General features: G+C 69.1%; 21 protein-coding genes. 5 read left to right on the top strand and 16 right to left on the bottom strand.

Annotation, left to right across the window (positions count from 1 at the left end; translation table 11 throughout):
• On the top strand, nucleotides 1-813 hold the full coding sequence (locus tag ACIQZN_RS24775; protein WP_403997824.1) for a MaoC family dehydratase: 813 nt from the start codon (nucleotides 1-3) through the stop codon (nucleotides 811-813).
• Here ACIQZN_RS24775 and ACIQZN_RS24770 read toward each other — a convergent pair.
• The gene (locus tag ACIQZN_RS24770) at nucleotides 803-1,423 is read right to left on the bottom strand and encodes a TetR/AcrR family transcriptional regulator (protein ID WP_403998115.1); all 621 of its coding nucleotides are present in this window, start codon (nucleotides 1,421-1,423) and stop codon (nucleotides 803-805) included. The two genes, ACIQZN_RS24775 and ACIQZN_RS24770, sit on opposite strands and share 11 nt — an antisense overlap.
• 184 nt (nucleotides 1,424-1,607) lie before the next feature.
• Between ACIQZN_RS24770 and ACIQZN_RS24765 the strand changes: the two genes are divergently transcribed.
• On the top strand, nucleotides 1,608-3,137 hold the full coding sequence (locus ACIQZN_RS24765; protein WP_403997821.1) for a recombinase family protein: 1,530 nt from the start codon (nucleotides 1,608-1,610) through the stop codon (nucleotides 3,135-3,137).
• On the opposite strand, the gene ACIQZN_RS24760 is transcribed toward ACIQZN_RS24765, so the two are convergent.
• From ACIQZN_RS24760 to ACIQZN_RS24740, 5 genes are all read right to left on the bottom strand, one after another.
• A complete protein-coding gene (locus ACIQZN_RS24760) occupies nucleotides 3,134-4,462 on the bottom strand; it encodes a dicarboxylate/amino acid:cation symporter (protein WP_403997818.1) in 1,329 nt (442 codons plus the stop codon). The genes ACIQZN_RS24765 and ACIQZN_RS24760 overlap by 4 nt on opposite strands.
• A gap of 409 nt (nucleotides 4,463-4,871) precedes the next feature.
• Nucleotides 4,872-5,126, bottom strand: coding sequence for a DUF4229 domain-containing protein (locus ACIQZN_RS24755; protein ID WP_403997815.1), 255 nt, complete (start codon nucleotides 5,124-5,126; stop codon nucleotides 4,872-4,874).
• A 132-nt stretch (nucleotides 5,127-5,258) separates the two neighbouring features.
• Complete coding sequence (locus ACIQZN_RS24750; protein ID WP_403997812.1) at nucleotides 5,259-5,783, bottom strand: GNAT family N-acetyltransferase; 525 nt, start codon at nucleotides 5,781-5,783, stop codon at nucleotides 5,259-5,261.
• Nucleotides 5,784-5,907: 124 nt separating this feature from the next.
• On the bottom strand, nucleotides 5,908-7,071 hold the full coding sequence (gene mqnE / locus ACIQZN_RS24745; protein ID WP_403997810.1) for an aminofutalosine synthase MqnE: 1,164 nt from the start codon (nucleotides 7,069-7,071) through the stop codon (nucleotides 5,908-5,910).
• A 46-nt stretch (nucleotides 7,072-7,117) separates the two neighbouring features.
• Complete coding sequence (locus ACIQZN_RS24740) at nucleotides 7,118-7,573, bottom strand: Lrp/AsnC family transcriptional regulator (RefSeq protein ID WP_199879187.1); 456 nt, start codon at nucleotides 7,571-7,573, stop codon at nucleotides 7,118-7,120.
• A 132-nt stretch (nucleotides 7,574-7,705) separates the two neighbouring features.
• Here ACIQZN_RS24740 and ACIQZN_RS24735 point away from each other — a divergent pair, with 132 nt between their 5' ends.
• Complete coding sequence (locus ACIQZN_RS24735) at nucleotides 7,706-7,843, top strand: hypothetical protein (RefSeq protein WP_199879188.1); 138 nt, start codon at nucleotides 7,706-7,708, stop codon at nucleotides 7,841-7,843.
• A gap of 26 nt (nucleotides 7,844-7,869) precedes the next feature.
• On the opposite strand, the gene ACIQZN_RS24730 is transcribed toward ACIQZN_RS24735, so the two are convergent.
• Genes ACIQZN_RS24730 through ACIQZN_RS24710 form a run of 5 tightly spaced genes read right to left on the bottom strand, consistent with a single transcriptional unit; the run spans nucleotide 7,870 to nucleotide 12,109 of the window.
• Nucleotides 7,870-8,517 (bottom strand): UbiX family flavin prenyltransferase, encoded by a 648-nt coding sequence (locus ACIQZN_RS24730; RefSeq protein ID WP_403997806.1) that lies wholly within the window; start codon nucleotides 8,515-8,517, stop codon nucleotides 7,870-7,872.
• A gap of 60 nt (nucleotides 8,518-8,577) precedes the next feature.
• A complete protein-coding gene (gene mqnP, locus ACIQZN_RS24725) occupies nucleotides 8,578-9,495 on the bottom strand; it encodes a menaquinone biosynthesis prenyltransferase MqnP (RefSeq protein ID WP_403997803.1) in 918 nt (305 codons plus the stop codon).
• Nucleotides 9,492-10,949, bottom strand: a complete 1,458-nt coding sequence (locus tag ACIQZN_RS24720) for a menaquinone biosynthesis decarboxylase (RefSeq protein WP_330312495.1) — start codon at nucleotides 10,947-10,949, stop codon at nucleotides 9,492-9,494. The genes mqnP and ACIQZN_RS24720 overlap by 4 nt, the downstream gene beginning before the upstream one ends.
• 50 nt (nucleotides 10,950-10,999) lie before the next feature.
• Complete coding sequence (locus ACIQZN_RS24715) at nucleotides 11,000-11,338, bottom strand: hypothetical protein (protein ID WP_403997800.1); 339 nt, start codon at nucleotides 11,336-11,338, stop codon at nucleotides 11,000-11,002.
• A 36-nt stretch (nucleotides 11,339-11,374) separates the two neighbouring features.
• Nucleotides 11,375-12,109, bottom strand: a complete 735-nt coding sequence (locus ACIQZN_RS24710; RefSeq protein WP_403997797.1) for a GntR family transcriptional regulator — start codon at nucleotides 12,107-12,109, stop codon at nucleotides 11,375-11,377.
• 89 nt (nucleotides 12,110-12,198) lie between these two features.
• Between ACIQZN_RS24710 and ACIQZN_RS24705 the strand changes: the two genes are divergently transcribed.
• Entirely contained in the window at nucleotides 12,199-13,008 is an 810-nt protein-coding gene (locus ACIQZN_RS24705) for a class I SAM-dependent methyltransferase (RefSeq protein WP_403997794.1), read from the top strand.
• 73 nt (nucleotides 13,009-13,081) lie between these two features.
• Nucleotides 13,082-13,477 carry a PLD nuclease N-terminal domain-containing protein gene (locus ACIQZN_RS24700; RefSeq protein WP_403997792.1) on the top strand — a complete coding sequence of 132 codons (396 nt, stop codon included), beginning with the start codon at nucleotides 13,082-13,084 and terminating at the stop codon, nucleotides 13,475-13,477.
• 35 nt (nucleotides 13,478-13,512) lie between these two features.
• Here ACIQZN_RS24700 and ACIQZN_RS24695 read toward each other — a convergent pair whose 3' ends face one another.
• From ACIQZN_RS24695 to ACIQZN_RS24675, 5 genes are all read right to left on the bottom strand, one after another.
• Entirely contained in the window at nucleotides 13,513-14,253 is a 741-nt protein-coding gene (locus ACIQZN_RS24695; protein ID WP_403997789.1) for a hypothetical protein, read from the bottom strand.
• A gap of 54 nt (nucleotides 14,254-14,307) precedes the next feature.
• The gene (locus ACIQZN_RS24690; protein ID WP_403997786.1) at nucleotides 14,308-15,210 is read right to left on the bottom strand and encodes an aminoglycoside phosphotransferase family protein; all 903 of its coding nucleotides are present in this window, start codon (nucleotides 15,208-15,210) and stop codon (nucleotides 14,308-14,310) included.
• A 77-nt stretch (nucleotides 15,211-15,287) separates the two neighbouring features.
• The gene (gene ccsB / locus ACIQZN_RS24685) at nucleotides 15,288-16,370 is read right to left on the bottom strand and encodes a c-type cytochrome biogenesis protein CcsB (protein WP_403997783.1); all 1,083 of its coding nucleotides are present in this window, start codon (nucleotides 16,368-16,370) and stop codon (nucleotides 15,288-15,290) included.
• On the bottom strand, nucleotides 16,367-18,088 hold the full coding sequence (locus ACIQZN_RS24680) for a cytochrome c biogenesis protein ResB (RefSeq protein ID WP_403997780.1): 1,722 nt from the start codon (nucleotides 18,086-18,088) through the stop codon (nucleotides 16,367-16,369). The genes ccsB and ACIQZN_RS24680 overlap by 4 nt, the downstream gene beginning before the upstream one ends.
• Nucleotides 18,089-18,094: 6 nt before the next feature.
• On the bottom strand, nucleotides 18,095-18,835 hold the full coding sequence (locus ACIQZN_RS24675) for a cytochrome c biogenesis CcdA family protein (protein WP_403998113.1): 741 nt from the start codon (nucleotides 18,833-18,835) through the stop codon (nucleotides 18,095-18,097).
• Nucleotides 18,836-18,854: the final 19 nt, after the last annotated feature.

The raw sequence follows: 18,854 nt of genomic DNA, 5'->3' as shown, positions 1-18,854 counted from the left end.
ATGAGCCTGACCCTCTCGCTGGCCCGGGGCGCCGTCACCTCGCCCTTCAAGCGCGCCGGGCGCCCCGGCGCCACCCTCCCCGCCGGCCGCCTCCGCCTGCCCGCCGCGCCCGCCGCACCGGGACGCCTGGCCGCGTACCGCACGATCTGCGGCTTCCCGGCGACCGGGCCGCTGCCGGTCACGTACCCGCACGTCCTGGCGTTCCCGCTCGCCATGCGACTGATGACCCGCCGCGATTTCCCGCTCCCGGTCACCGGGCTCGTCCACACCTGGATCGAGATCAGCGCCCACCGCACCCTCCGCCCGGAGGATTCGCTCGAACTCACTGTGTACGCGGCGGAGTTGACCCCGCACCGGCGCGGCACCGAAGTCACCGTGGCGACCGAGGCGCGCCTCGCGGGCGAGCTGGTGTGGGAGTCGCGCAGCGGCTATCTGTCACGGCACGCGACGCGTACGGAGGCGCCGGCACCGGCGAAGCCCTCCGCGCCGCTCCCCGCCGTCGCCGAGTGGCGGCTCCCCGGCGACCTCGGACGGCGGTACGCGGCGGCCTCCGGCGACCGCAACCCGATCCACCTCCACCCGCTGACCGCCCGCCTGTTCGGCTTCCCCCGGGCCATCGCCCACGGCATGTGGACCGTGGCCCGCTGCCTGGCCGAGATCCCCGACCCGGCCACCGTCCGCACCGTACGGGCCGACTTCCGCGCCCCGGTCCTGCTGCCCGGCACGGTCACGTACGCCACCGACGACACGGCCTTCGAGCTGCGCGGCGGCGAGAACGGCGAGCGCCTGCACCTGACCGGGACTACGGGCTAGGCACCTGCCACGGGCGGCCGTTCATCAGGTTCTCCAGGCCCGCCCAGGAGAAGTTCATCATCGTGGCCGCCGCCTCCCGGGCCGAGACGCCCGGGGTCTCGTTGGCCCAGCCGGCCAGCGCCTCCGCCGCGCCCACCAGGGCCTGCGCGAGGCCCGCCACGTCCCGGTCCGGGAGCGCCGGGTCGTGGTGCGCCTCGCGGGCGGCGGCGCCGATCAGACCGGTCACGAACGCGACGATCTCCTCGCGCATCACGTTGACCTCGGTGGCGAACGGCTCCCCGTGCGTCCGCGCCTGCCGGTACAGCACCGCCCAGCCGTCCGGGTTCTCCGCGGTGTGCGTGAAGAACGCCCGCAGCCCCTCCCAGAGTTGCCGGTCGGCCGGAAGCCCGGGCTCCACGCCCCCCTGCACGGCGGCCAGCAGCGCCTGCGCCTCGCGCCGGATGCACGCGGTGAACAGCTCGTCCTTTGAATTCAGGTACAGATAGACCAAGGGCTTCGACACCCCGGCCAGCTCGGCGATCTCGTCCATCGAGGCGGCCCGGTACCCCCGCTGCCCGAACGTCTGCACCGCGGCGTCCATCATCTGCCGCTCCCGCACCGCCCGCGGCATCCGCTTGTTCCGCACAGCACCCACGTCGACTCCTCCCGCCCCCGCGCACTACTCCTCGGTAAGCGTACGGGGCGCGCGCGGTCGCACCGCGCTGGAACCAGTGCCTGTTCGGTCACCCCGTAACCACATCTGCTGGATGCACGTTGCTCCGTACACAGGAACTCAATCCGAACGGGGCTGGGCCATGAGCAAGCCGAAGCACGTAGGCATCTACGTGCGGATCAGCAAGGACCGCAAGGGAGAGGAACTCGGCATCCAACGTCAGGAGAAGGCGTGTCGAGAACTGTGCGCACGTATGGGGTGGGGGGTCTTTCAGGTCTACCCGGAGAACGACGTGTCGGCATCGACCACGAGCAAGCGTCGCCGCCCCCAGTACGCGCAGATGATCCGAGACGCCCGGGACGGCCTCATCGACGGAATCGTTGTCTACTCCATCGACCGTTTGACGCGGCGAATCAGCGAGCTGACCCACTTCTTGGAAGAACAGAAGGAACACGGGTTCGCCTTCGCCACCACAGAGGGCGAGGACACTGCGACGGCAAATGGCCGCATGATCCTGACGATCAAGGGTGCGGTGGCTCAGCAAGAGACAGAACGCATGTCGGAACGCATCAACAACTCTCTCCTGCAGCGCAGAGAGCAAGGAAAGCCGCACGCCGGCGGCAAGCGGCAGTTCGGCTTCAAGGAAGGGGCACGATTCCGAGAAGTGGACGAACATGAGGCCGAACTCATCAGGGCGGGCTACCACATGCTGGTCGGCCCGAACCCAGGGACTCCCGGCGACGTGGCACGGTACTGGAGTTCCCAGGGCTCTACGACGCCACACGGTGGTGCCTGGACCATCCAGTCGGTGAAGCGCGTCTACCGGTCAGAACGGACTGGTGGGATCGTCACGTACAAGGGCCAGGACATCGGCGACAGCGTTTACGGGGCTCCGCTGACTCGCAAGGAGTGGCAGAACGCCCAGGCTCTGCTCAACGGGCGAGCCACGCCGGCAGCGCAGGGCGCGGGCAAGCGGAAGCACGTGTACTCCGGCTTTCTGCGGTGCGGCTACTGCGGGTCCGTCATGCGTGTCCAGTGGGCGACCATCCAGGGACGCACCTTCCGACGGACGTTGTGCCACTCAGGCCAGCGAGGGATGAACGGCCGCTTGGGCTGCGGGAAGGTGAGCCGCAAGTACGAGTGGATCGAAGAGCGTCTCAACGAGATGATCGAATCTGCGCTGTCCCGCCCCTCCGAGAGGGAAGAAGAGGAGCCCGCACAGAACCTCACGAAGGAGATCAGCCTGCTGGAGAGTCGGGTCCAAGCACTCCGGAGCCGCTGGAGGGACGGCCGGATGGACGACGAGGACTATTTCGATGCACTGACCCACCTGCGCGCGGATCTCCGGACTCTGCACGCACGTGAAGCGACGACGGCCGTTCGCCGATCCCGCACGCAGGCCGGTCCGCTCACAGTCTGGGGTGACGATCGCCCCGAAACCCTTGAGCGTCGCCGCGCGATCGTAGCGACGGTGATCGACCACGTGGATGTCTTCAGCATCGGTCGCGGCAGGCGCACACCGCCCGAAATGTCATCGATCACGATTACGCCTGCCGATGGGCCGCAGAAACCCGCGGCCGGGACGCAGAGCGCCGACGACAACGGCACCGAAGACGCCCCGCACCAGGTATCGGTACGGGGCGCCTTCCGGTCTTCGGCAGCGGAACGCTAGGCGGCGACGGCAACCTTCTGCGGCTGTTCCGCATCGACCGGCGACGACTCCACGCTGCTGAACTTGTCGCGGTCGAGGATGTTCTCCCGCGCCGCCACAATCACCGGAGTGACAACTTGGCCGGCCACGTTCGTCGCCGTCCTCATCATGTCCAGGATCGGGTCGATGGCCATCAGCAGGCCGACGCCCTCCAGCGGGAGGCCCAGGGTCGACAGGGTCAGCGTCAGCATGACCGTGGCGCCGGTCAGACCGGCGGTGGCGGCCGAACCGATGACCGAGACGAACGCGATCAGGATGTAGTCACCGACACCCAGCTGCACGTCGAAGATCTGCGCGATGAAGATCGCGGCGAGCGCCGGGTAGATCGCGGCGCAGCCGTCCATCTTGGTGGTGGCGCCGAACGGGACGGAGAAGGAGGCGTACTCCTTCGGAACGCCCAGGCGCTCGGTGACCTTCTGGGTGACCGGCATGGTGCCGACCGAGGAGCGCGAGACGAACGCCAGCTGGATCGCGGGCCAGGCGCCCTTGAAGAACTGGAGCGGGCTCAGCTTGGCGACGGTGGCGAGCAGCAGCGGGTAGACGACGAACAGCACCAGGGCGCAGCCGATGTAGACGTCGGCGGTGAACGTCGCGTACTTGCCGATCAGGTCCCAGCCGTAGTCCGCGATGGCGTAGCCGATGAGGCCGACGGTGCCGATCGGGGCGAGGCGGATGACCCACCACAGGGCCTTCTGGAGGAGCTCCAGAACGGCTTCGCTGAGGGTCAGGATCGGCTGCGCCTTCTCACCGAGCTTGAGGGCGGCGATACCGGCGACGGCGGCCATGAAGACGATCTGGAGGACGTTCAGCTCGGCGAACGGCGTGACGACGTTGTCCGGGATGATGCCGGTCAGGAAGTCCAGCCAGGAGCCGGCGTGCTCGGGGAGCTTGCCGTCCTTCGGGGTGAGGCCGGTGCCGGAGCCCGGGTTGGTGATCAGGCCGATCGCGAGGCCGATGGCCACGGCGATCAGCGAGGTGATCATGAACCAGAGCAGGGTGCGGGTCGCCAGCCGGGCGGCGTTGTTGACCTTGCGCAGGTTGGTGATCGACACCAGGATCGCGAAGAAGACGAGGGGCGCGACGGCCAGCTTCAGCAGCTGGACGAAGATGTGGCCGACCTTGTCGAGCGTGGTGTACAGCCAGTGGATGTCCTGGCTGCGGGCGAGCCAGCCGAGCAGGACGCCGAGGACCAGACCGGCGACGATCTGAACCCAGAACGGGACCTTCGGTATGCGGAAGCCGGAGCCCGCGGGCTTCTCGGCGGTGGACGCGGGGTTCGCGGACACGGACACACTCCAGATGTGACGCATCGGGACGCACGGGGACGCAGTGCGGGGGACGGGGGTGCGGCGCCCGCGTCGGGGGCGGCGCCGCTGCATGGTGCCGGTATCAGACGTTGCGGCAACAGACCGCGGACATACAGCGGCAGAGATCGACGTGAAGGCGCTCCACGAGCGGGACGCTCGTGGCAGATCGGAGGCGCACATCAGTCTTCATGTCGAACACGTTAACACTTGAACTTTGAGAACCTCAAAGGTCTTCTTTGGTACGGGAGAGCGCTCCGCACCCGCCGTCGACTGCCCCGAAATCCCCAACTCCGCCTGGAGACACGAAAAACCCCAGTACAGGAGCGGCTGCTCCCGCGCTGGGGTTCGACGGAAAAAGGTGCGGGGTGTGACGGAGCTTACGTTCCCCTTATGAGGTGGCGCCGTCCTCGCGCGTGCGGTTGGCCTCCAGGCGGGCCTTGGCACGGTCGACCGAGGAGACGATCTGCTCGGACATCTCGTCGCGCTGCTTGCGCAGCAGGACGAAGCTGAGCGGCGCGGACACCACCAGGGCGAGCAGGACGACCCAGACGACGTTGGACCCCCCGACCCCGGACGGCACCGCTCCGAAGTGGACGGCGATGGCGGCGACGACGAGGCAGCCGACGAAGATGCTGAGACGCATCGCGGTGTACCGGATCGTTGCGCTCGGCTTGGCAGCGGACACAGCTGGCCTTCTCTCTACGTACGACAGTCCTGCCCGACCAGTGAAGCATGCCCCGCAATCGATCGATTCGCTGGGCCGCGTCCCGGGCGCTCAGCCCAGCGGCAGCAGCATGAAGATGTCGTCCCGGTCATCGCCCTCGGCCACCCGGATCGCCCCGGGGACGCGCCCGACCTCCTTGTAGCCGCAGGCGGCGTAGAAGCGGTCGGCGCCGGTGCCGCCCCGGCAGGTGAGCCGGATCGCCTCGATGCCCCCGATGGCGCGCGCCGTGTCCGCGACGACGGCCATCAGGTCGCGGCCGTACCCCTTGCCCTGGTGGCGGGGGTGGACCATCACGGTGTACGCCCACAGCCAGTGCCGCATCAGCCGGTGCTGGTTGAACGTCAGGAACGCGGTGGCGGCGACGCGCCCCTCCTCGTCGCGGCCGACGATCAGCCGGGTCCGCCCCTCGGTCAGGGCCACCTGGTGCTTGAGCAGGTCCGGCCGGACGTCCTCCTCCGACACCGGCGGTACGAAGCCCACCGCGCCGCCCGCGTTGGAGACATCGGCCCAGAGCGTGACGATGCCGTCGCGCACGGGGCGGTCGAATGCCGGGTCCACCTCGAATGTAAGAGCCATAGGTGCAGATTAACTATTACAGCTTGCTGGTTCAACCAGGGTCCGGAACGCGAGAAAGCTCCGGCCGGGGACGGTGGCCGGAGCTTTCGTACGTGCAGCGTCGCGCGCGCGGGCGCGCGCCGGGTCAGACCCGCATCGGCTGCGGCGACTCGCGCCGCTCCGCGTCCGGGCCCGGGTACTCGCGGATGATCTCGTACCGGGTGTTGCGCTCGACGGGCTGGAAGCCCGCGTCGCGGATCAGGTCGAGCAGGTCCTCACGGGTCAGCTTGTTCGGCGTGCCGTAGTTGTCCGCGTCGTGCGTGATCTTGTACTCGACGACCGAGCCGTCCATGTCGTCCGCGCCGTGCTGGAGCGCGAGCTGCGCGGTCTGCACGCCGTGCATCACCCAGAACACCTTGACGTGCGGCACGTTGTCGAACAGCAGCCGGGAGACGGCGAAGGTCTTCAGCGCCTCGGCGCCGCTCGCCATCGTGGTCCGCGCCTGGAGCTTGTTGCGGACCTTGCCGTCCTTCATGTCCACGAAGTCGTGCTGGTAGCGCAGCGGGATGAAGACCTGGAAGCCGCCGGTCTCGTCCTGGAGCTCACGCAGCCGCAGCACGTGGTCGACGCGGTGCCGGGGCTCCTCGATGTGCCCGTACAGCATGGTCGCCGGCGTCTTCAGCCCCTTCTCGTGGGCGAGCCGGTGGATCCGCGACCAGTCCTCCCAGTGGGTGTTGTGGTCCACGATGTGCTGGCGGACCTCCCAGTCGAAGATCTCCGCGCCGCCGCCGGTCAGCGATTCGAGACCGGCCTCGATCAGCTCGTCCAGGATCTCCGAGGCGGAGAGCTTGGAGATGGTCTCGAAGTGGTGGATCTCGGTGGCGGTGAACGCCTTCAGCGAGACCTGCGGCAGCGCTTCCTTCAGCGCGCTCAGCGAGCGCGGGTAGTAGCGCCACGGCAGGGAGGGGTGCAGCCCGTTGACGATGTGCAGCTCGGTGAGGTTCTCGCCCTCCATCGCCTTGGCGAGCTTCACCGCCTCCTCGATGCGCATCGTGTACGCGTCCTTCTCCCCCGGCTTGCGCTGGAAGGAGCAGTACGCGCACGAGGCGGTGCACACGTTGGTCATGTTGAGGTGACGGTTGACGTTGAAGTGGACGACGTCGCCGTTCTTGCGCGTACGCACCTGGTGGGCCAGCCCGCCGAGCCAGGCCAGGTCGTCGGACTCGTAGAGCGCGATCCCGTCCTCACGGCTCAGCCGCTCACCGGCTTCGACCTTCTGCTCCAGCTCGCGCTTGAGTCCCGCGTCCACCAGTGCTCCTCAATTCCTCGCCGTACCGAACCTTGCCACCGTACGCCTAGCTCTCCTCGGGGAGGTCTCCGACCCGGTTCTCCCACTTGGTGGAGAGCACGATGGTGGTACGGGTGCGCGAGACGCCCTTGGTGGAGCTGAGGCGGCGGATCGTCTTCTCCAGGCCGTCCACGTCGCCCACGCGGACCTTGAGCATGTACGAGTCGTCGCCCGCGATGAACCAGGCGTCCTCGATCTCCGCGAGGTCCTTCAGCCGGTGCGCCACGTCCTCGTGGTCGGCGGCGTCGGAGAGCGAGATACCGATGAGGGCCGTGACGCCGAGGCCGAGCGAGGCCGCGTTGACGGTGGCGCGGTAGCCCGTGATGACACCGGCGGATTCCAGCCGGTTGATGCGGTCGGTGACGCTGGGCCCGGAGAGCCCGACGAGCCGCCCGAGCTCGGCGTACGAGGCCCTGCCGTTCTCCCGGAGGGCCTGGATGAGCTGCCTGTCCACCGCGTCCATATGACTGAAACCTTCCATTGTTCAGCAGTACCGCAAGTCTACGTGTAGAATCGAAGGCGTGCAGGCGTTAGAGCCTGCAAATCTTCTCGCACAACCAAAAATCGCTTACGAATCTTCAGAAGTGACGACACCGTGTACACGATCGAGATGGCCTACGCGCGGATGCGCGAGCTTCAGGACCTGGCCAACCGCTCGCGTGCCCACCACCCCGCCGCCGCCCTCCGGGTCGACCGCACCCGCGGCCCCCGGCGCGCGCCCAAGAAGCGCTGACCCTCCGGAAAGCCCGGATCACCCGGTCAGCCCGGGGAGCCGCCACCCAGCTCCCCCTCCCAGCGGCGGTACAGCCCGTGCGGCACACCCGCCGCGTCCAGCACCCGCCCCCCGACGAAGTCCACCAGATCCTGGATGTGCGTCGCCCCCGCGTAAAAGCCCGGCGAGGCGGGCAGCACGACCGCGCCCGCCTCGTCCAGGGCCACCAGCTGCTTCAGCGTCTGCCCGCTCAACGGCGTCTCCCGGACCGCGACCACCAGCTTCCGCCGCTCCTTGAGCGTCACGCTCGCCGCCCGCTGCAACAGGTCCTTCGACAGCCCGAGCGCCACCCCCGCCACGCACGCCGTCGAGGCCGGGACGATCAGCATCCCCTTCGCCGGGTACGACCCCGAGGACGGACCCGCGGCCAGATCACCGGCCGCCCAGTGGCGTACGCCCGACAGGTCCACGTCGAAGGTCTCCGGCTTGCCGTCCGCACCCCGCGCCAGCCAGGCCGCCAGGTCCTCGCGCCAGTGCGCGTCGCGATAGGCGATCCCGGTCTCGTCGAGCAGCGTCAGCCGCGAGGCCCGGCTCACGACCAGGTCCACGCTCTCCCCCGCCGCCAGCAACCCACGCAGCACCGCGGCGGCGAAAGGCGTACCCGAAGCGCCGGAAACCCCGACAATCCAAGGCATTCGCCGCTGCTGACTCACTGAAGACCGGGAATCCACACCCCCGAGCCTATCCGGGACCGCTCACACCGTGAGCCCGCGCACCACCAGATCCAGCAGCGCGCACACGAACAGCGCGATCCCGATGAAACCGTTGACCGAGAAGAACGCGCGGTTCAGCCGGGACAGGTCGTGCGGCCGCACCACCCGGTGCTCGTACACGAAGGCGACCGAGACGATCACCATGCCGATCCAGTAGAAGACCTCCGCGTCCGTGGCGAGGCCGAACCAGACCAGCAGGCCCGTCGTCACCACGTGGCACACCCGCGCGCCCCACAGCGCGGCCGGGATACCGAAGCGCGCCGGGAAGGACAGCACCCCGTGCGCCCGGTCGGCCTGCACGTCCTGGCAGGCGAAGATCAGGTCGAAGCCGCCGATCCAGATGCCGACGGCGAGCCCCAGGATGACCGCGTCCCCCGACCAGCTGCCGGTCACCGCGATCCAGGCCCCGACCGGGCCCATCGCCTGGGCGAGCCCCAGGATCGCGTGCGGGAAGTTCGTGAACCGCTTGCCGTACGGGTAGACCACCATCGGGATCACCGCGACCGGCGCCAGCGCCAGGCAGAGCGGGTTCAGCAGGGCGGCGGCCCCGAGGAACACGACGACGGCGACGAGCGCCCCCGTCCACGCCGACTTCACGGACACCGCGCCGGTCACCAGCTCACGCCCCGCGGTACGCGGATTGCGGGCGTCGATCTCGCGGTCGATGATCCGGTTCGCGGCCATCGCGAACGTCCGCAGCCCGACCATCGCGACGGTCACGAGCAGCAGCGTGCCCCAGTGGATGCTCTCGTCCACCCCGTACATCGCCGTCAGGGCGGCGATGTACGCGAAGGGCAGCGCGAAGACGGAGTGCTCGATCATCACGAGCCGCAGGAAGGCTTTCACCTTGCTGCTCGGTTGCGCGGGCCCTGACCCCAGGGTCGCTTCTGCGGCGCTCACAGCCCGTACTCCTTCCACCGGCGGTCGACCATCGCCGCCGTCTCCGGGTCCGACTCGACCATGTCCGGCCAGCCCCCGTCCCGCGTGTACCCCTCCTCGGGCCACTTCCGCGTCGCGTCGATGCCCGCCTTGCCGCCCCAGAACTGCTGGTACGAGGCGTGGTCGAGGTGATCGACGGGGCCCTCGGTGACCACCAGGTCGCGGGCGTAGTCCGTGTTGCCGAGGGCCCGCCAGGACACCTCGTGCAGGTCGTGGACGTCGCAGTCCGAGTCCACGACGACGATCAGCTTCGTCAGGGACATCATGTGCGCGCCCCAGATCGCGCTCATCACCTTCTGCGCGTGCTTCGGGTACTTCTTGTCGATCGAGACGATCGCGCAGTTGTGGAAGCCGCCGGACTCCGGCAGGTGGTAGTCCACGATGTCCGGGACGATGATCTTGAGCAGCGGCAGGAAGAAGCGTTCGGTGGCCCGCCCGAGCGGCCCGTCCTCGGTCGGCGGCCGGCCGACCACGATGGACTGGAGCAGCGGCCGCTTCCGCATGGTGACGCAGTCGATCGTCAGTGCGGGGAACGGTTCCTGCGGGGTGTAGAACCCGGTGTGGTCGCCGAACGGCCCCTCGGGCAGCGTCTTGCCGGGCTCCAGCCAGCCTTCGATGACGACCTCGGCGTTGGCCGGCACCTGGAGCGGCACGGTCTTGCAGTCGACCATCTCGATCCGCTTGCCCTGGAGGAACCCGGCGAACATGTACTCGTCGATGTCCTCGGGCAGCGGCGCGGTGGAGGCGTACGTCACGGCGGGCGGCGCGCCGAACGCGATGGCGACGGGCAGCCGCTCCCCGCGCCGGGCGGCGACCTGGTAGTGGTTGCGGCTGTCCTTGTGGATCTGCCAGTGCATCCCGATGGTGCGCCGGTCGTGCCGCTGGAGCCGGTAGAGCCCGAGGTTGCGGATGCCGGTCTCGGGGTGCTTGGTGTGCGTGAGCCCCAGGTTGAAGAAGGAGCCGCCGTCCTTGGGCCAGGTGAACAGCGCGGGCAGCTGGTCCAGGTCCACGTCGTCACCGGTGAGGACGACCTCCTGGACGGGCGCGTTCTCGCCCTTCACCTTCTTCGGCGGCACGTGCACCATCGACCCGAGCTTCCCGAAGGCCTCCCGCACCCCGACGAACCCGTGCGGCAGCTCGGGCCTGAGCAGCCCGCCGATCTTCTCGCTGATCTCGCCGTAGGACTTCAGCCCGAGCGCCTTGAGCAGCCGCTTGTCGGTCCCGAAGACGTTCATGGCCAGGGGCATCGAGGACCCCTTGACGTTCTCGAAGAGCAGCGCGGGCCCGCCGGCCTTGTTCACCCGGTCGACGATCTCACCGACCTCCAGATAGGGGTCGACCTCGGCCTTGATGCGCTTGAGCTCGCCCTCGCGCTCCAGAGCCCGGAGGAGGGATCGCAGATCGTCGTAAGCCATGGGGACAAGTTTGTCATCCTCCCCGGCGGCGGCCGTCAGGGCTCCCCGCGTCAGCCGTTGACCGCCGGCTCGGCAGACTCCGCCGCCGCCTCGCCGCACCGCAGCCGCATGCCCCTGCTTTCCGAGATCCGCAGCGCGTCCGTCAGACACTCGGCGAGCCTCGCGGCGGCGAAACGCAGCTCTGCGACCGTCGATCCGGCGGCGGCGATGTTCGGCTTGGCACAGTCGAGGACTTCGGCGCCCATGCTGAGCTGCACGGCCTCCATCTCGTCCGCGACGCGCGACACGTAGCCGTGGCCGTCGGTCTGCAGATAGCAGGGCCCACCGTCGGGCCGGGTCCACGGAAGTAACCGGGCATGGAGGAAATCGGTGTGCTCCGAAGTACTCATGAGCCGAGATTGGACCGGTTGACCGGTCCAGTCAAGCTATTCGCCGACGCTTCCACCCATCGGGTAGCTCTCCACCTGCTCCCAGAGGTGAGCCGGCGTCACGCCCTCCTCGCACACGAGGACACGGCCGTCGCCGTCGCTCGCTACGTGCAGGACGACCGCGAGGGCGGCAGGCATGTCGAGCCCGAGGCTCCCGGCCTCGTTGTCGGAGGCGAGACGCACTGAGGTCACGTCCGTTCCCCGGGCGGGCGACCGGCCGGTCATCCGCGCCACGTAATGCGTGGTCCCCTCCGGGATCGGTCCTTTCTGCGCCAGCTTCGGGCAGGCATCCGCCACGTCCTCCGGGAACCAGGCCGTGACCAGCGACAGCGGCGAGCCGTCGTCGAGCAGCACCAGCCGATCCCGGCGAAGGGCGAGTTGCCCGGCACCGAGCCCCATCGCGTCCGCGATCCTCGTGGGCGGCTTCTCCTTCTCCGGCACCCCCAGACGCCTGAACGGCCGCCCGCCCGACACACGCGTCGATCCGGCGGAACGCCGCCCGGCCGGCCTCGCCACAGGAGTCTCCACCACGGTGAAACCCGAACCCTGCCGGGCAACGACGAGCCCGTCACCGCGCAACACGTCCATCGCCTTGATGACGGTGGCACGCGAGACCGACCACTGCTCGCACAGGTCGCGCCCCGAAGGCAGCAGGTCACCCGGCCCGAACTCGCCGTCCGAGATCCTCGCGCGCAGGGACTCCGCGATCTGCTCGTACTTCAATTGCGGCACTGTGATCTCCTGGTAGCTGGACAGGTCAACCGGTTAGGTTAGCCGAGGGATGCACCCGCCTCGGCTTCGGCCCGGAACAGGACGGTCTCATGACGGCATACCAAGTCCCTTCAGGAATCCTTGCGTTCTATACGTCCACGATCAACGAGTCCGAACGGCTGTCCGGCCCCGCTGACGGAGTCCTGGAGATGGTCCGCACCCAGGAGCTGCTCCGCCGACACCTGCCGGCCGCCCCGGCTTCCGTACTCGATGTCGGCGGCGGCCCCGGCGCCCACGCCCGATGGCTGTCCGCAGACGGCTACCGCGTCCATCTCGTGGACCCCGTGCAACGACACATCGCGGAAGCCGAGGGCTCCGGGTGCAGCGTCGAGCTGGGGGACGCCCGAGACCTGAGCGCGGCCGATGACTCGTACGACGTCGTCCTGGTCCTCGGCCCGCTCTACCACCTCGTGGAAGCCGCCGACCGGAAGACCGCCCTGGCGGAGGCATACCGCGTGGTCCGGCCCGGCGGGCTCGTCGCCGCCGCCGGTATCAACCGCTACGCCTCGCTCTTCGAGCACACCGCCCTCGCCCACCTGGACCGCGACTCGCTCCAGCAGGGCATCGCCAAGATCCTGGACACCGGATCGCACGACGGGAAGAAGGGTTTCACCGAAGCCCACTTCCACACGGGTGCCGAGCTGGACGCCGAAATGCGCGAGGCCGGCCTCACCGAGACCCGGGTGTACGGCGTCGAGGGACCCACCTGGGCCCTCCTGAAAGCGACCGAGCGCCACACGGGGGAATCCCTGGTCGGATCGCGCCTGTTCGCCTCCGCGCTGGCGGCCGCCCGCATGGCCGAACCGTACCCGGACCTGCTCGCCGCCAGTTCCCACCTGCTCGCCGTGGGACGTAAATGACACCCGCTACTCTTGGCGCTTCACCGGGGCGGGGTATTGCCCCGCCAACTCTCCTCGGGGGGATCTTTCCACCATGCTCCGGGCCTTGATCTACCTTCTGCCGCTGGCGCTGACGATCTTCGCGTTCATCGACTGCCTGAACACCCCGGAGGACGAGGCCAAGCACCTGCCGAAGATCGCCTGGGTCTTCATCATCCTGCTGTTCTGGATCGTCGGCCCGATCGTCTGGCTCGCCGCGGGCAAGGTCCGCCAGGCACCCGCCGGAGGCCGTACGCCCTCCGAGTGGCACCGCAACCACCGTCAGCAGTGGGTGGCCCCGGACGACAACCCGGACTTCCTGAAGTCGCTGAAGGAAGAGAACAAGAACGACGAGGCCCTGCTCAAGGACTGGGAGGCGGACCTCCGCCGCCGCGAGGACGAGCTGAAGCGCCGCGAGAACGGCACGGAAGGCGCGGAGGGCGCTGCCTAGGCCCTGCGCCTCACTCCGCAGACGCCGCACCGAACTCAGGAGTGACAGAGCAAGCCGATGACGACGGCCTCCGCGTCGAGGTCGTCGAGGTAGCGGTTGGCTTGATCCAGATAGCCGTCCGTGTCCGCGTCCGTCCACGCCCCGTCGAGGGTGATCAAGGCGAATTCGGGTATGGCGCACCGGACCGACCACTGCCGGGCTTCCTCGTGTTCCCGCGCGAAGTACGCGACCGGGTCGTTCAGCAGGAATGACCTGCCGAAGTGCTGGTCTCCCCTGACGGCCCGCTGAGCAACGTCCTGCACCAGCGGCTGGGCCAGATGATCCCTTCTGGCGTCTGCCGGGGAGTAACTTTCGGGATCCGCCTCGTGGCGGGCAACGAAGTCGACGAGTGGCAGGGCCGGTGGGTGTACCGCGGCCAGCTCCGTCCAAGCGGCGAGCAGGGCATCGTGCCTACGTGCCGCTCGTTGCCGCATACCGTCGAAGTCGAGCAGGCCCCGAGGCCCGCCGTAGCATTCCAGCGGTCCCAGGGGATCGAGCTTGGCCTTCCTGCGCGGGACGGTTGTGGCCGTGACGAGCCTGCGGTCGCCATCGTGGGGCGGCAACACCAGGTAGGCGCTGCCCACGCCGGCGCGGATGGCCCACCAGTCCCAGTGGCCCACCGGATTCCACTCCGCGGTGAGGTTGGCGTCATAGGGCGCCATGGCCGCAGCCACCGCCTGGGGAACCTTCCGAGGCGCGGTCGGCGGCAGGCACACCGTGACGACGAATTTGGTCATGGCCGGGAGCGTAAGCCTTGGAATGCGCCCACCACCAAGCCTTATCCGGGCTCTTTAACCGGCCCGTCCCGGGTCCAGGATCCGGGCCAGTGTGCGGTGGCCCAGGGTGCTCATCGGCGGGTTGCTCTCCGCGTAGTACCAGACCAGGCCCATCGCCTGCTCGAACGCCCAGGCCCGGCCGCGCTCCCAGTCCAGGTCGTCGCAGCCCAGCGCGCGCCGGAACACCTCGCGCGGCCCCGGGCCCAGCAGGTGCCAGGCGGCCACCAGGTCCAGCGCCGGGTCGGCCGGGCCGAAGCCGCCGGTGTCGAGGACGCCGCCGAGCCGGTCGCCCAGGACCAGGACGTTGCCGGGGATCAGGTCGCCGTGGTTCATCACGTCGGGGGCCGTGCGCGGCAGCTCCCGGAAGCCGGTCCACAGCGCGCGCAGCGGGGCCACGTCGAGCAGGCCCTCGCTCCCCTCGAAGCACGTGGCCATCCAGCCGTCGTGGTCGGCGATCACCCCGCCGCGCCCCCCGCCGCTGAAGGTCCGCCCGTGCGTGGCGGCCTCGCGGAGGCCGGCGACGAAGTCCGCGAGGTCCTGGGCGAAGGCGTCGGACGCGGCCGGGTCGGCGTCGAAGGCGTTGGTCCCCGGGAGCCAGGTCTGGACGGCCCAGGGCATGGGGTAGCCGGCTCCGGGCGCGCCGAGGGCGACGGGCTCGGGGACGGGGAAGCGGGTGGCCCGTGCCAGCTCCGCGGCCGCCCGGGCCTCCTGTTCCAGGGCGGCCAGTGCCTCGGCGGGGTCGGCGCGGTGCAGCGGGAAGCGTGCGGAGAGGCCGTCGCCGATGCGGAAGATGGTGTTCATCGTGCCGGTGGAGGCCAGGGGGCGGACGGCCTCGCCGGCCCACTGGGGGAACTGCTCGCGGATCAGGGCCGCGACGGTCTCGGTGGTCACGTCCACCTGGTCGTCGTGCATGGTCATGCGCTGCCCCTCCCCCGGGGAAAGCCCGCTGCCCGCCCCGGCGGACCGGTGGCGGGCAGGCGGTGTCGTGGTGTGCGTCAGACGCCGGCGTACGAGTGCTTGCCGGTGACGAAGATGTTGACGCCGTAGTAGTTGAAGATCCAGCAGCCGAAGGCGATCAGCGCCAGGTAGGCGGCCTTGCGGCCCTTCCAGCCGGCGGTGGCGCGGGCGTGCAGGTAGGCGGCGTACGCGACCCAGGTGATGAAGGACCAGACCTCCTTGGGGTCCCAGCCCCAGTAGCGGCCCCAGGCGTCGCCCGCCCAGATCGCGCCCGCGATGATCGTGAACGTCCACAGCGGGAAGACCGCCGCGTTGACCCGGTACGAGAACTTGTCGAGGGATGACGCGGACGGCATCCGGGAGAGCACGGAGTGGGCGAAGGAGCCCGGCTCCCCGCCGTTCGCGATCTTGTTCTCGTAGCTGTCGCGGAAGAGGTAGATCAGGGTGCCGATGCCGCCGATGAAGAACACGGCGCCGCAGATGATGGCGGTGGAGACGTGGATCCACAGCCAGTACGAGTGGAGCGCGGGCACCAGCTGGTCGCTGGAGGTGTAGAGCACCGTGGTCGCGAGGCCGAGGTCCAGCAGGATGGCGGTGACCAGGATCAGGCCCATCCAGCGGACGTTCTTCTTCAGCGCGAGCAGGATCAGGTACGCGCCGACCGCCACCGTGGAGAAGGTGACGGAGAACTCGTACATGTTGCCCCAGGGCGCGCGCTGCACGGACAGCGCGCGGGCGACGACGCCGCCGGCCTCGATCAGGAACGCGAGGACGGTCAGCGAGACCGCCATCCGCCCGTAGAGGTCGCCCTTGAAGGTGCCGCCGGCGGCGCCGGGCCCGTCCGGGACGTCCCGGGAACCGGTGGCGGACCGGGTGATGATCTTCGGCCGCTCCAGTACGGCGGTCGAACCGCCCTTCGCGGCGACCTGGACCTTCACCGTGCTGGCGGAGCCCTGCTCGGCGGTCAGCTCGGCGGCGGTGCGGCCGACCTTGCTGCGGCTGCCGAACACCCACTCCGCGATGTGCGCGAAGAAGGCCAGGGTGTACACGGCCATCGACGAATAGATCAGCACATTGCTGGTGTGTGCCAGATTCTCGTTGGTTGCGGCGGCGAGATTCACTTCTCAGCCCCTTCGGCGGGTTCTACGGAGGACGCCTCGGCGACGTCGCTGTCGGTGCCGGGCGCGGTGGGCGCCTCGGCGTTGAGCGTGACCGCGAGGTCGGCCAGCTCCTCGGGAAGCTTCGCGGACTCGCTGCGGCCGAGCCCGGCCATCTCGACCACGGTGACGCCGTCGGCGCCGCGCACGGCCCGGATCCAGACGCGTCGGCGCTGGATGAACAGGGAGCCGGCGAGGCCGGCGATGGCGGCGACGGCGCCGGTGAGCGCCCAGCCGCTGGCGGGCTGTTCGGAGATCTGGAAGCTCGCCCACTCCTGGAGGCCCTCGAAGGTGATGGAGCCGGCCCCGCCGGGCAGCTTCATCGTCTCGCCGACGAGGAGGCGCTGCTTGAGCTGCTTGCCGTCGGCGTCCTTGAACTCCTTCATCTTGCTCGTGTCCAGCTGGTACACGTTCTGCGCGATGCCGGAGTCGACGCCGATGGAGCCGTGGTAGCCGTTGAGCGCGAGGACGGGGAAGTCGGCGGCGGGGAACTGCGAGAACATCGTGCCCTTGCCGTTGCCCGCGAAGGTCGGCACGAAGAACGCCTGGAAGCCCAGCTGCTCGGTCTTGCCGTTCTTGTTCCGGTAGCCGTCGAGCACCTTGATGGCGCCGCTCGACGTGACGTTGTTGTCGATCGGCAGCAGCGGCACGGCGGCCTTGTAGACCTCCTTGCCCCGGCCGTCCTTGACGGAGACGACGGGCGCGTAGCCGTGGGCGTTGAGGTAGACCTTGGTGCCGTTGACGACGAGGGGTTCGTTGACCTTGATGACCCTCTTCTCCGGCTTGCCGTACGCGCCGTCGGAGAAGGTCACGCGCGCCTCGTACGTACGCGGGGTGCCGATCTGCGGCCCCTTGCGCTCGTACGTGCCGACGAAGTCGTCCAGGGTGAAGCTGAACGGGGTCAGCGACTCGTCGTCGTACAGCGAGCCGGACTTGAAGTTGTCGTACTGGGTGATCGTGTTGGAGAAGCCGTCACCCTCGACGACCAGCTTGGCGCCCTCGTACTTGAAGAGCTGGCCCCAGGCGAAGGCGACGAGCATCACGATGAGCGCGATGTGGAAGATCAGGTTGCCGGCCTCGCGGAGGTAGCCCTTCTCGGCGGCGACGGCGTCACCGGCGAGGTGGGCCCGGTAGCGGCGCTTGCGGACGATCGCGAGCGCGGCCTCGTGGACCTTCTCCGGGTCGGCCTCGGTGCGCCAGGTGGTGTACGCGGGCAGCCGGGTGAGGCGCTTGGGGGCGCCCGGCGGGCGGCTGCGGAGCTGGCCGACGAAGGTGGCGGTGCGCGGGACGATGCAGCCGATGAGCGAGACGAACAGCAGGATGTAGATCGCGGAGAACCACACCGAGCTGTAGACGTCGAAGAACTGGAGCTTCTCGTAGATCGGCGTGACGAGGGTGTGCGCGTCCTTGAACGTCTGCACCTTCAGCTCGTCCACGCTGTTCTGCGGGATCAGTGAGCCGGGGATGGCGCCGAGGGAGAGCAGGAAGAGCAGGATCAGCGCGACCCGCATGGAGGTGAGCTGGCGCCAGAACCAGCGGATCCAGCCGATGACACCCATGACGGGGAGGTTCGCCAGGGTCTCCTCGCGGGGGGCGGTGGAGAGCTGGGAGCCGGCGGCGCCGAGCTCAGCTGCGTTCTCCTGGTCCCGCTCCTGGGAGGGGTTGGAGGTGGTGTTGCTCATTGGTACTCAGATCCCCACCTGGAAGCCGTCCGACCAGCCCTGTAGTTCCTGCATCATGCTGCCCCACGCACCTGTGAGCAGGAGCAGCCCGGTCACGATCATCATTCCGCCGCCGATGCGCATGACCCAGGCGTAGTGGCGCTTGACCCAGCCGAACGCGCCGAGGGCCTTGCGGAAGGCGACGGCGGCGAGCACGAAGGGGATGCCCAGGCCCAGGCAGTAGGCCACGGTCAGTATGGCGCCGCGTCCCGCGGTGCCCTGGTTCATCGCGAGGATGGACACCGAGCTGAGCGTGGGCCCGAGGCACGGGGTCCAGCCGATGCCGAAGAGGGCGCCGAGCAGCGGGGCGCCCACCAGGCCGGTCACCGGCTTCCGGTGGATACGGAATTCGCGCTGCGTCATCCACGGCATGAGGCCCATGAAGAAGGCGCCCATGAGGATCATCAGCACCCCGAGCACCTTCGTGAGGGGTCCGCTGTTGGCCTGGAGGGTGTCGCCGAAGTAGCCGAAGAGGGCGCCGCCGGAGACGAAGACGGCGGTGAAGCCGACGACGAACAGCGAGGCGCCCGCGACCATCCGGCCGCGCCGGGCCTCGGCGAGGTCGGCGCCGCTGACCCCGGTGACGTAGCTGAGGTAGCCGGGGACGAGCGGCAGGACGCAGGGCGAGAAGAAGGAGACGAGCCCGCCGAGCAGGGCGATGGGCAGGGCGACCAGCAGGGCACCGTTGAGCACGGTGTTGTTCTGCATGGCGGCGGCGAGGGTGCTC

Source organism: Streptomyces sp. NPDC097595 (assembly GCF_044761525.1).
In the GTDB taxonomy this organism is placed as follows: domain Bacteria; phylum Actinomycetota; class Actinomycetes; order Streptomycetales; family Streptomycetaceae; genus Streptomyces; species Streptomyces drozdowiczii_A.
Note: the sequence above shows the minus strand (reverse complement) of the source record. Positions and strands in the feature narration are given on the sequence as shown.